A 12,099-nucleotide genomic window follows, 5' to 3' on the forward strand; every position below is an offset into this window, starting at 1 on the left:
AGCGATCCATGAGTGTTTCCCTAGGCGCCTGCCCGATATCGGGCAGGATTCTTGCGAATCACCTGCGCGTGATCCAGGATCAACGGGTGCACGAGGAACTTGTTGATCACCTGACGCGCTCCACGCCCCTCAACCGGGGCGAAGCACTCCGGGTGGTCCAGGACGTGCTCGCCTACTTCGACGAGACGGCCGAGGAGTACGTACGGCGCCGCCACCGCGAGCTCCAGGCCCAGGGCCTGGTCAACGCGGCGATCTTCGAACGGATCGAGGCGGACCTGAAGTACCGCGCGGTCGCGCCGCCCGGGCTCACGCTCAGGCAGCTGCGCCGCATCGTCTACGGCTGACCGCGGGACGGCGCGGCCGGACGCCCGGCGGACACCACGAACGACAGAGCAGAACGACAGAGGGGAACCGAGAGACGCATGTGCGGAATCGTCGGGTACATCGGCAGGCGTGATGTGGCACCGCTGCTCCTGGAGGGCCTGCAGCGCCTGGAGTACCGGGGCTACGACTCGGCGGGCATCGCCGTCACGACCCCCAAGGCGGCCGGCCTGAAGATGGTCAAGGCCAAGGGCCGGGTCCGCGACCTGGAGGCCAAGGTCCCGGCGCGCTTCAAGGGCACCACCGGCATCGCCCACACCCGCTGGGCCACCCACGGCGCCCCCTCGGACGCGAACGCGCACCCGCACCTGTCCCACGACGGCAAGGTCGCCGTCGTCCACAACGGCATCATCGACAACGCCGGGGACCTGCGGAAGAAGCTGGAGGCCGACGGCGTCGAGTTCCTCTCCGAGACCGACACCGAGGTCCTCACCCACCTCATCGCCCGCTCCCGGGCCGAGAAGCTCGAGGACAAGGTCCGCGACGCGCTCCGCGTGATCGAGGGCACCTACGGCATCGCGGTCCTGCACGCCGACTTCCCCGAGCGCATCGTGGTGGCCCGCAACGGCTCCCCCGTCGTCCTCGGCATCGGCGAGAAGGAGATGTTCGTCGCCTCGGACGTCGCCGCGCTCGTCACCCACACCCGCCAGATCGTCACCCTCGACGACGGCGAGATGGCCACCCTCAAGGCCGACGACTTCCGCACGTACACCACCGAGGGCACCCGCACGACCGCCGAGCCGACCACCGTGGAGTGGGAGGCCGAGTCGTACGACATGGGCGGCCACGACACGTACATGCACAAGGAGATCCACGAGCAGGCCGACGCCGTGGACCGCGTGCTGCGCGGCCGCATCGACGACCGCTTCTCCACCGTGCACCTCGGCGGCCTGAACCTGGACGCCCGCGAGGCGCGTGCCGTGCGCCGCGTGAAGATCCTCGGCTGCGGCACCTCGTACCACGCGGGCATGATCGGCGCCCAGATGATCGAGGAGCTGGCCCGCATCCCCGCGGACGCCGAGCCCGCCTCCGAGTTCCGCTACCGCAACGCGGTCGTCGACCCCGACACGCTGTACGTCGCGGTCTCGCAGTCGGGTGAGACGTACGACGTGCTGGCGGCGGTCCAGGAGCTGAAGCGCAAGGGCGCCCGGGTGCTCGGCGTGGTCAACGTGGTCGGCTCGGCCATCGCCCGCGAGGCCGACGGCGGCATGTACGTGCACGCCGGACCCGAGGTCTGCGTGGTGTCCACCAAGTGCTTCACCAACACCACGGTCGCGTTCGCGCTGCTCGCCCTGCACCTGGGCCGTACCCGCGACCTGTCGGTGCGCGACGGCAAGCGGATCATCGAGGGCCTGCGCAGGCTGCCCGGCCAGATCTCCGAGATCCTCGCGCAGGAGGACGAGATCAAGAAGCTGGCCGAGACCTACGCCGAGGCCCGCTCGATGCTCTTCATCGGCCGGGTGCGCGGCTACCCGGTGGCCCGCGAGGCCTCGCTGAAGCTGAAGGAGGTCTCGTACATCCACGCCGAGGCCTACCCCGCCTCCGAGCTGAAGCACGGCCCGCTGGCGCTGATCGAGCCCGCCCTGCCGACCGTCGCGATCGTCCCGGACGACGACCTGCTGGAGAAGAACCGCGCCGCGCTCGAGGAGATCAAGGCCCGCAGCGGCAAGATCCTCGCGGTGGCCCACCAGGAGCAGGAGAAGGCCGACCAGACGATCGTCGTCCCGAAGAACGAGGACGAGCTCGACCCGATCCTCATGGGCATCCCGCTCCAGCTCCTCGCCTACCACACGGCACTGGCCCTGGGCCGGGACATCGACAAGCCGCGCAACCTGGCCAAGTCCGTCACGGTGGAGTAACCCGCCTGCCGTCGGCGGGACTTGCGCCCGCCGGAGCATGAACGACCCCCTGCGTATGCCACGTTCGCGCAGGGGGTCGCTCTGTCGGGGCCGCCCAACGCCCCGGCCCGCGCCCGCTCCGGCCGGCGGCCGTCACCCCCCGGCCGGCGGCGCGTCCCAAGGTCCGGCGACCGGTATATGCCCTTCACAAGGGCACAAACACCTCTGTGCGGGGGTGGATTCACGCGAAGGGCAAAGGAGTTGAGCGTTCTGGGCCTCATCCGCCCGAGAACGGGGGCGAGTTACGCCTCCGGGTACGCGGAACGGGCCGTGCGCTAGGGAATGACGATGACGGGCCGCTTGGCGCGCTTCGCGAGCCGGCCGGCCACCGAGCCGAAGATCCGTCCGACGATGCCGTGCGTGGAGCCGACGACGATCGCGTCCGCCTCGTACTCCTGCCCGACCTCCTCCAGCTCGTGGCAGATGTCGCCCCCGCGCTCGACGAGGATCCAGGGGACCTCCGCCAGGTACTCGGCGCAGGCCAGCTCGAGCCCCAGCATCTCCGTGCGGTGATCCGGCACGTCGACGAAGACCGGGGGCTCGCAGCCCGCCCACACGGTGGTCGGCAGCCGGTTGGCGACGTGCACGATGATCAGCCCCGAGCCGGAGCGGTGCGCCATGCCGATCGCGTACGCCAGCGCCCGCTCACTGGACGTGGAGCCGTCGAATCCGACGACGACGCCGTGCTTGAACGCGGGATCGCAGGAATGGCGTGGCTCTTTCGCCGCCAGGGGCTCGGCCGCCGTGGGATCGGCGACGGAGCGCTTGCGGTCCGCGGGATCGAAGAATTCGTGACCGGCCATAAGTGTCTCGGCGTGTGGATCCTCGTGGGTGGGACGAACAGAGAGCGGCGGAGCCGTGTCCGGGAATCACCTTCCCAACCCCATACCCCCAAGGGTACGGCGGCACGCCTCCTCTGCCCATGTTCCGCGCCTGCCGCGCGGGGTTCCAGGGAGCATGCACGAGGGGGCGCCCGTAACGCAATGGTTGCTGCCCCGTACAGGCGGTTTGCACAGGGTTCACCTCGTGCTTCCGGGACCGCTCGCGCGTACGGTGGTGCGGCCCCGGCCGGCCTCCGCCCCCCGCGGCAGTGTCCGGCCGGTCGGCCGGGCGTTGAACCGGGTGAGCCACGACCACGGGAAGCACTGGAGCGCAAGGGAGCACAGCGTGCCCGGACCAGAGACCGCGCCCCAGTCCGCCGGGCCGCGCCCGCCCGCGCCTCCCCCGCAGGACACGGCGGGTGACGTGGTGCGCTGGGCGGCCTTCAGCTGCGTCCTGGTCCCCGTGGTGCTCGTCCTGTACGGCACCTCGCTCGCCGGGGCGGCCGGCACGGCGCTGGGGCTCGGGGCGGTGACCGCCGTCTGCCGGATGCTGCTGCGGGAGTCCGAGCGGGGCGCCGCCCGGCCGCGTCCAGCGGAACGGGTCCCGCACCGGGGGCGGCACGGCAGGGAGGCCGCGCCGGGCGTCGGCCCCGCGAAGTCCGGCCGGGGCCGCGGCGGCTCGCACGCGATGGCCGGCGGCCACATCGGGCCGGGCGGTTTCCCAGGTTTCGCCGGCACGGGCGGGGCACACGGGAAGAACGGTTCGGGAGCGCACCGGGGCGTCCGGCGAGCGGGGGGAAATACGCCGGTCGACTGACCGGTTTGTGCGCACGCCCCCGCCTGTTTTCAGCCAACTTCACTCACCTGTGCATGGCGTGGTCGAACGACCCCTCAACCCCCGTTCCACCTGCACGGAAGGGCTTACCGGGGACACACGCACCCTATGGGGACCGGCCACCGGCACAAGGCGCACTTCCCTGCGCGGCTCACGAGTGCAACGCTTCGTGATCGAATGCTTCACGCCAAGTTGCCATGTCGACAATGTGCCGGATGGTGAACTGGTCACGCCGGCACCACGGGACGCAGTAGATTCGATCATGACTGTCTTACGGCGGGGGACTCGTGCAGGACCAAGGGGAAACGTGCAGGAGCGACACAACCGAGGAGCCGCGACCACCGAGGGGGGCTTAGCAGTATGAGCCACGACTCCACTGCCGCGCCGGAAGCCGCGGCCCGGAAGCTTTCCGGGCGACGCCGCAAGGAGATCGTCGCGGTGCTGCTGTTCAGCGGCGGCCCCATCTTCGAGAGCTCCATACCGCTGTCGGTGTTCGGCATCGACCGCCAGGACGCGGGAGTTCCGCGCTACCGACTCCTGGTGAGCGCGGGTGAGGAAGGCCCACTGCGGACCACAGGGGGCCTCGAACTCACCGCGCCACACGGGCTGGAGGCGATCTCACGGGCAGGCACCGTCGTCGTGCCCGCCTGGCGGTCGATCACCTCACCGCCACCGGAGGAGGCACTCGACGCACTGCGCCGGGCGCACGAGGAGGGCGCCCGCATAGTCGGGCTGTGCACCGGCGCCTTCGTGCTGGCCGCGGCCGGGCTGCTGGACGGCCGGCCGGCCACCACCCACTGGATGTACGCGCCGACGCTGGCCAAGCGCTACCCGTCGGTGCACGTCGACCCACGCGAGCTGTTCGTGGACGACGGGGACGTCCTGACCTCGGCGGGCACCGCGGCCGGAATCGATCTCTGTCTCCACATCGTGCGGACGGACCACGGCAACGAGGCGGCCGGCGCGCTCGCCCGCCGGCTGGTGGTCCCACCGCGCCGGAGCGGCGGCCAGGAGCGCTACCTCGACCGGTCTTTACCGGAGGAGATCGGCGCCGACCCCCTCGCGGAGGTCGTCGCCTGGGCGCTGGAGCACCTCCACGAGCAGTTCGACGTGGAGACGCTCGCCGCGCGCGCCTACATGAGCCGCCGGACCTTCGACCGCCGCTTCCGCTCGCTCACCGGCAGCGCCCCCCTGCAGTGGCTGATCACTCAGCGGGTGCTCCAGGCGCAGCGGCTGCTGGAGACGTCGGACTACTCGGTGGACGAGGTCGCGGGCCGCTGCGGCTTCCGCTCGCCGGTGGCGCTGCGCGGGCACTTCCGCCGTCAGCTCGGCTCGTCCCCCGCCGCGTACCGCGCCGCCTACCGGGCGCGCCGTCCGCAGGGTGACAGGCCGTCGGACCTGGACGGTTCCGCGGGATCCCCGGGACCGGCGCCCGCACCGCACCAGGAGAGCCCGGTCCCGCTGCAGACCCGGCGTACGGCGGCCGCGAGTTCGGTCGGCCCGTCCACCTCGCTGTCCACCGAGCCGGCCAGGCACGGCCAGGACTTCTACGCGGCGGGCCGCCCGAGCCTGCCGGGACAGCGCAGCGCGCCGTAGCACCGCACGGGTGGGAGCCCTCGGGCTCCCACCCGGCACACCGCCGCCCCGGCCGCCGGGCCCCCGGGGTGCACGGGCGGTCCGGCGGGCCGGAGCGGGCCGTAGGGTAAGACACATGAACGATCGCATGGTGTGGATCGACTGCGAGATGACCGGACTCTCGCTGTCCGACGACGCGCTCATCGAGGTGGCCGCGCTGGTCACCGACTCGGAGCTGAACGTACTCGGCGAGGGGGTGGACATCGTGATCCGTCCGCCCGACGCCGCGCTGGAGACCATGCCGGACGTGGTGCGCACGATGCACACCGCCTCCGGCCTCCTCGACGAGCTGGCCGCAGGCACGACGCTGGCCGACGCCGAGGAGCAGGTCCTGTCCTACGTACGGGAGCACGTCAAGGAGCCGGGCAGGGCCCCGCTGTGCGGAAACTCGGTCGGCACCGACCGCGGCTTCCTGCTGCGGGACATGCCGACGCTCGAGGACTACCTCCACTACCGGATCGTGGACGTCTCCTCCATCAAGGAGCTGGCCCGCCGCTGGTACCCGAGGGCGTACTTCAACAGCCCCGACAAGAACGGCAACCACCGGGCCCTGGCCGACATCCGGGAATCGATCGCGGAGCTGCGCTACTACCGCGAGGCGGTCTTCGTCCCGCAGCCCGGCCCCGACTCGGACACCGCCCGCCAGATCGCCGCCAAGCACGTCCTGCCCGCCGAATAGCCTCCCGCCCGCCCCGCGGGAAAGGCGGGCGCGAGCACCCCTTCGGACCCTGTACACTTTTTCTCGGCCGGTCGGTGAAGCGACTTTCGCAGAACCGCCGGTCATGGTGGGTGTAGCTCAGCTGGTAGAGCACCTGGTTGTGGTCCAGGATGCCGCGGGTTCAAGTCCCGTCACTCACCCTGAGCAATCAGCCGGTGACCTGTTCGCACAGGTCACCGGCTGACTGCGTTTCAGGGGGCCCTCGGGTGCGGGCCCCCGCCTCAGGCGCTTTTGGCCGGGCAGGCCGCCCGCCAGGCGGCGGCGAACGCGGCGACGTCCTCGTAGCGGTCTCCGGGATCCGCGCGGGTCGCGCGCTCGATCACCGCCAGCTGCGGTGCCGTACCCCGCCAGGCGCGCTCCTCGTCACCGGCGTCCAGGAGGAGCCGGGCGGTGCGGCCCAGGGTGAAGACGGTCGTGCGGGCGTCGATCACGGAGCCCCGCTCGAACTCCTCGGGCGCCATGTACCGCCGGGAGCCGGGCAGCCGCTCCTCCTCCAGCACGAAGGGGCCCGGACGGTACTCGTCGAGGTCGACCAGGTGGGCCGTGCCGCCCGCGAAGTCGTACAGCAGGGCCCCGTCGTAGAAGTCGACGGCGACATGACCGGCGCTCTCCACGGCGAGGTGGGCGCCCAGGACACGGTCGAAGGCGCGCAGCACGTCGGCGGTCGGCAGGGCGCGGAAGCGGGCCATGGGGGTGTGCGGGCTCGTACGGTCGCGCTGCCCGGTCGCGGTGGGGTGGTAGAGCACCTCGCCCTTCCGCCAGGGCATCACCACCGCCCAGGTGTCCCGCACCGCGATCCGGTGGACCTGCGGGACGATGGCCGTGTGCCGTACGGCCCGGTGGAACGCCCAGCCGCGTTCGAGCGACTGGCGGGCTCGGTCGGTGACCGCTTCCTTGACGAACCAGCACGCGCCGTCGAGCAGGCGCACGCCGTACGACACGCATCCGGAGTCCTGCTCCCGGAACGCGGTGAACACCTCACCCACCCGGCCCAGATACGGCTCCACGGAGGAGACTTCGTCGACTGCAAGCAAGGGATGGAGGACCATGGACGCCAGCTTGCCCTACCGGAGGTCAGGACGACGCGCGCGCCACCAGTTCCGTGGGCAGGACCACCTGACGGCTCTCCAGGTCGCGCGAGGCGACGGGCCTGCGGTCCGCGATCTCGCCCAGCAGGAGGTCGATCATGGCGCGCCCCATCTCCTCGATCGGCTGGCGCACGCTGGTCAGCGGGGGGTCCATGTGGCGGGCGATGGCCGAGTCGTCGTAACCGACCAGCGCCACGTCGTCGGGTATCCGGCGGCCCGCCTCGCGCAGGACCTGGCGGGCGCCGGCCGCCATGACGTCGGAGCCGGCGAAGACCGCGTCCAGGGTGGGGCAGCGGGCGAGCAGCTCCGTCATCGCCCGGCGGCCGCCCTCCTCGGTGAAGTCGCCGGCCACGATCAGGTCCTCGTCGACCTCGCGGCCCGCGGCGCGCAGCCCCTCGCGGTACCCCTCGATACGGCGCTGGGCGCCGAAGACGTCCAGGCGTCCGGCCAGATGGGCTATGGTCCGGCGGCCCCGGGCGACCAGGTGTTCGACGGCGACCCGTCCGCCGCCGAGGTTGTCCGAGTCCACCGACGGCAGCGTCTCGCGCGCGGATCTGCGGCCGCTGATCACGGCCGGGATCTCCAGCTGGGACAGCAGGTCCGGGAGCGGGTCGTCGGCGTGCACCGAGACCAGCAGGACGCCGTCCACGCGGTGCGCCGCCAGGTACTGGGCCAGTCGCTGCCGTTCCCGGTCGCTGCCCGCGAAGATCAGCAGCAGCTGCATCTCGGTCTCGGAGAGCTCCGCGCCGACGCCGCGGAGCATGTCGGAGAAGTACGGCTCCGCGAAGAAGCGGGTCTCCGGCTCGGGGACCACGAGGGCGATGGCGTCGGTGCGGTTGGCGGCGAGCGCGCGGGCGGCCGTGTTCGGGACGTAGCCGAGTTCCGCCACGGCCGCCTGGACGGCGGCGCGGGTGGCGTCGCTGACCCGCGGCGAACCGTTGATCACCCGGGACACCGTGCCGCGGCCCACCCCGGCCCGCGCGGCGACCTCCTCGAGAGTCGGCCGTCCGCCACTGCGGCCCCGCGCTCCGTAGCCTGCCATGGTCCGCCTCCCTTCACACCGCGTCGCATCGCGTTGGCCTGGAATCTAACAGTCTTGATCCCCGCGCGATGCCCTGAGACGGTCCGGTACGGCTCCGTCCGCCGGATTAGTTAACAGCCCGATAACCGAAGACAGGTCTCCGCGTCCTCACTCTTGACACCCCCGCGCGAACCGACGACTCTTCAACACATCACTTGTGGGAGCGCTCCCACGGTACCTGACAAAACACATCCCGCACGTTCCCCGCCCGAGCCGCAGCGAGTAACTAACGGGCCCAACAATGCAGTTGGCCGGGGGGTCGGCACGTCAGGGCAACAGGAGGATGCAATGCGAGCACGTACCCTTACCGCCCGCAGAGCGGTGGTCGTCACGGCCGTCGCAGCGCTGGGCGCCGGGCTGCTGACCGGCTGTGCCGACGACGGCAATGACGACTCCGGCTCGTCGGGCGGCGGCAAGGGCAAGACGACGATCTCCCTTGGCCTGTTCGGCACGTTCGGCTTCAAGGAGGCCGGGCTGTACGACGAGTACGAGAAGCTGAACCCGGACATCAAGATCCAGGAGAACGTCACCGAACGGAACGAGAACTACTACCCGGCTCTCGTCAACCACCTCACCACGGGCAGCGGACTCGCCGACATCCAGGGCGTCGAGGTCGGCAACATCGCCGAGGTCGTCGACACCCAGGCGGCCAAGCTCGTGGACCTCTCGAAGGTCTCGGGGGTCAACCAGAGCGACTTCGTCGACTGGAAGTGGAAGCAGGCCACAGCCAAGGACGGCCAGACGGTCGGGCTCGGTACCGACATCGGCCCCATGGCCATCTGCTACCGCAAGGACATGTTCGAGAAGGCCGGCCTGCCCACCGACCGCGAGGAACTCGCGAAGAAGTGGGACGGCGACTGGAACAAGTTCGTCGAGGTCGGCAAGGAGTACAAGAAGAAGGCGCCGAAGGGCACCACCTTCCTCGACTCCCCCGGTGGCCTGCTGAACGCGGTCCTCGGCAGCGAGACCGAGAAGTTCTACGACGCCTCGGGCAAGGTCATCTACAAGGACAACCCAGCCGTGAAGTCCGCCTTCGACCTCACCGCGGGCGCGGCGAAGGACGGCCTGACCGGCAACTTCACGCAGTTCCAGCCGACGTGGGACCAGGCGTTCGCCAACAGCAAGTTCGCGGCCGTCTCCTGCCCGCCGTGGATGCTCGGCTACATCGCGTCCAAGGCGAACCAGGACACCAAGGGCAAGTGGGACGTCGCCAAGGCGCCCAAGGGCGGGAACTGGGGCGGCTCGTTCCTGGCCGTGCCGAAGGCCGGCAAGAACGTGAAGGAGGCGTCCAAGCTCGCCGCCTGGCTGACCGCGCCCAAGCAGCAGGCCACCCTGTTCGCCAAGCGGGGCAGCTTCCCGAGTGCCCAGAGCGCGTACGAGCTCCCCGAGGTGACCGGCGCCAAGAACGACTTCTTCGGTGACGCCCCGATCGGCACCATCTTCGCGGCGGCCGCCAAGGACAGCCCGGTCCAGGTGATCGGCCCGAAGGACCAGATCATCCAGCAGGGTCTGTCCGACAACGGTGTGTTCCTCGTGACGAAGGGCAAGTCCCCCGCGGACGCCTGGAAGACGGCCACGAAGACCATCGACAACAACCTGGAGAAGTGACCGGTATGGCCACCCGGCACGACACCGCCGCGCCCCCCACCAAGGAGGGGGGCGCGGCCCCGGCCGGCCGCGTTCCGGCCGGTGCGCCCACGGCGGAGGAGGTCCGCCGCCGGGCCCGGCTCTCCCGCCGCTGGCAGCGGGACCTGCGCTGGAGCCCGTACGTCTTCGCCTCCCCGTTCTTCCTGCTCTTCCTCGCCTTCGGCCTGTTCCCGCTGATCTACACGGGCTGGGCGTCGCTGCACACGGTGGAGCTGACGGCACCCACGGACATGGAGTGGGCGGGGCTGCGCAACTACACCCGCATCTTCGACGACGAGTTCTTCTGGAACGCGGCGAAGAACACCCTGACCATCGGCATCATCTCCACCGTCCCGCAGCTGCTGATGGCCATGGGCCTGGCCCACATCCTCAACTACAAGCTGCGGGCCTCGACCTTCTACCGGGTCGCGATGCTCGCGCCGTACGCGACGTCGATCGCCGCGGCCTCCCTGGTGTTCGTCCTGCTCTTCGGCCGCGACTACGGCATGATCAACTGGTCGCTGCACTTCGTCGGCATCGACAGCATCGACTGGCAGAACGACAAGTGGCCCTCGCAGATCGCCGTCTCGACGATCATCGTCTGGCGCTGGACCGGCTACAACGCGCTGATCTACCTGGCGGCCATGCAGGCCATCCCGCAGGACCTGTACGAGTCCGCGGCCCTGGACGGCGCTTCGCGCTGGAAGCAGTTCCTGCACGTCACGCTGCCGCAGCTGCGCCCGACCATCCTGTTCACCGTGGTCGTGTCGACGATCGGGGCGAGCCAGGTCTTCGGCGAACCGCTGCTGTTCGACCAGAACAAGGGCGCCTCCGGCGGCGCCGAGCACCAGTTCCAGACGCTCGGGCTCTATCTGTACGAACAGGGCTGGGTCAACCAGCACCTCGGGCGGGCCTCGGCCATCGCCTGGACCATGTTCTTGATCCTCATCGTGATCGGGATCGTCAACTACGTCATCTCGCGCCGGCTGCGCGCCAGTAGTTAAGGAGAACCGGCCGTGACGACGACCCTGACGACACCACCCGCCGACGCCGTGCCCGCGGAGCCGAAACGCTCCCGGCGCCCCAAGTCCGCACGGGCGGGCGGACAGCTGCACGGCGGCCCGATCGCCTATCTGATCCTCGCCCTGTTCACCATCGGCTCGCTGTTCCCGCTGGTGTGGACGGCGATCGCCGCCTCGCGCGACACCAACCGGCTGGCGCAGACACCGCCGCCGCTCTGGTTCGGCTCCAACCTCTTCAAGAACCTGGACCTCGCCTGGGGTGACGCCAATCTCGGCGAGGCCATGTTCAACACCACGCTCGTGGCGGGCATCTCGGCGGCCACCGTCGTCTTCCTGTCCACGATCGCCGGGTTCGCCTTCGCCAAGCTGCACTTCCGGGGCCGCAGCGCCATGATGCTGATCGTCATCGGCACGATGATGGTCCCGCCGCAGCTCAGCGTGATCCCGCTGTACATGATGGTCGCCAAGCTCGACTGGACCGACCAGCTCCAGGCGGTGATCTTCCCGTCCCTGGTGAGCGCCTTCGGTGTCTTCTTCATGCGGCAGTACCTGATCCAGGCGCTGCCGAACGAGCTGATCGAGGCGGCCCGGGTGGACGGTGCGAGCAGCTGGCGGGTGGTCTGGCACATCGTGTTCCCGGCGGCCCGGCCCGCGATGGCCGTCCTCGGCATGCTGATCTTCGTGCAGACGTGGAACGACTTCCTGTGGCCGTTCCTGGTGCTGACGCAGACCGGCAACCCGACCGTGCAGGTCGCGGTGGCCGGCCTCGGCCGGGGCTACACCCCCGACCAGTCCCTGATCATGGCGGGAGCGCTGCTCGGCACCCTGCCGCTGCTGCTGGTCTTCGCCCTGTTCGGCAAGCAGATCGTCGGCGGCATCATGCAGGGCGCCGTCAAGGGCTGATCCCTCTCTCCGGGGGCCGGGTCATCGCCGCCCCGGCCCCCGCCCTTCCCGTTTCTCTTCTCCGTCGGTCTCCCCGACCTCCTATGGGAGC

General features: G+C 70.4%; 11 protein-coding genes and 1 tRNA gene. 9 read left to right on the forward strand and 3 right to left on the reverse strand.

Translation table 11 applies throughout. The features are described from left to right. The first annotated feature begins 86 nt into the window (after window positions 1-86). A complete protein-coding gene (locus AC069T_RS13060; protein ID WP_478782828.1) occupies window positions 87-344 on the forward strand; it encodes a hypothetical protein in 258 nt (85 codons plus the stop codon). 78 nt (window positions 345-422) lie between these two features. Continuing rightward, window positions 423-2,240 carry a glutamine--fructose-6-phosphate transaminase (isomerizing) gene (gene glmS, locus AC069T_RS13065; protein WP_478782793.1) on the forward strand — a complete coding sequence of 606 codons (1,818 nt, stop codon included), beginning with the start codon at window positions 423-425 and terminating at the stop codon, window positions 2,238-2,240. Window positions 2,241-2,554: 314 nt separating this feature from the next. On the opposite strand, the gene AC069T_RS13070 is transcribed toward glmS, so the two are convergent. Then, complete coding sequence (locus AC069T_RS13070) at window positions 2,555-3,082, reverse strand: universal stress protein (RefSeq protein ID WP_478782794.1); 528 nt, start codon at window positions 3,080-3,082, stop codon at window positions 2,555-2,557. A gap of 364 nt (window positions 3,083-3,446) precedes the next feature. Between AC069T_RS13070 and AC069T_RS13075 the strand changes: the two genes are divergently transcribed. The 4 genes from AC069T_RS13075 (at window position 3,447) to AC069T_RS13090 (ending at window position 6,428) form a co-directional block, all read left to right on the forward strand. After that, window positions 3,447-3,917, forward strand: coding sequence for a hypothetical protein (locus AC069T_RS13075; RefSeq protein ID WP_478782795.1), 471 nt, complete (start codon window positions 3,447-3,449; stop codon window positions 3,915-3,917). 378 nt (window positions 3,918-4,295) lie between these two features. Then, on the forward strand, window positions 4,296-5,531 hold the full coding sequence (locus tag AC069T_RS13080; protein ID WP_358849786.1) for a helix-turn-helix domain-containing protein: 1,236 nt from the start codon (window positions 4,296-4,298) through the stop codon (window positions 5,529-5,531). A 115-nt stretch (window positions 5,532-5,646) separates the two neighbouring features. Continuing rightward, window positions 5,647-6,249 carry an oligoribonuclease gene (orn, locus tag AC069T_RS13085; RefSeq protein ID WP_478782796.1) on the forward strand — a complete coding sequence of 201 codons (603 nt, stop codon included), beginning with the start codon at window positions 5,647-5,649 and terminating at the stop codon, window positions 6,247-6,249. 106 nt (window positions 6,250-6,355) lie between these two features. Beyond that, a tRNA-His gene (locus AC069T_RS13090) sits at window positions 6,356-6,428 on the forward strand. A gap of 81 nt (window positions 6,429-6,509) precedes the next feature. Here the strand turns inward: AC069T_RS13090 and AC069T_RS13095 are convergent. Both AC069T_RS13095 and AC069T_RS13100 read right to left on the reverse strand, forming a co-directional pair. Then, the gene (locus AC069T_RS13095) at window positions 6,510-7,337 is read right to left on the reverse strand and encodes a protein kinase family protein (protein WP_478782797.1); all 828 of its coding nucleotides are present in this window, start codon (window positions 7,335-7,337) and stop codon (window positions 6,510-6,512) included. 25 nt (window positions 7,338-7,362) lie between these two features. Beyond that, complete coding sequence (locus AC069T_RS13100; protein ID WP_358849783.1) at window positions 7,363-8,418, reverse strand: LacI family DNA-binding transcriptional regulator; 1,056 nt, start codon at window positions 8,416-8,418, stop codon at window positions 7,363-7,365. Between the two features lie 327 nt (window positions 8,419-8,745). Here AC069T_RS13100 and AC069T_RS13105 point away from each other — a divergent pair, with 327 nt between their 5' ends. The 3 genes from AC069T_RS13105 to AC069T_RS13115 are packed head-to-tail and all read left to right on the forward strand — an operon-like array spanning window position 8,746 to window position 12,008. Beyond that, the gene (locus AC069T_RS13105; protein WP_478782798.1) at window positions 8,746-10,065 is read left to right on the forward strand and encodes an ABC transporter substrate-binding protein; all 1,320 of its coding nucleotides are present in this window, start codon (window positions 8,746-8,748) and stop codon (window positions 10,063-10,065) included. Window positions 10,066-10,070: 5 nt separating this feature from the next. Further along, window positions 10,071-11,087, forward strand: coding sequence for a carbohydrate ABC transporter permease (locus AC069T_RS13110; protein ID WP_478782829.1), 1,017 nt, complete (start codon window positions 10,071-10,073; stop codon window positions 11,085-11,087). 12 nt (window positions 11,088-11,099) lie between these two features. Then, window positions 11,100-12,008: a carbohydrate ABC transporter permease gene (locus AC069T_RS13115; RefSeq protein WP_478782799.1), complete on the forward strand. Its 909-nt coding sequence runs from the start codon at window positions 11,100-11,102 to the stop codon at window positions 12,006-12,008. Window positions 12,009-12,099: the final 91 nt, after the last annotated feature.

The organism is Streptomyces sp. NPDC043867 (assembly GCF_056435845.1).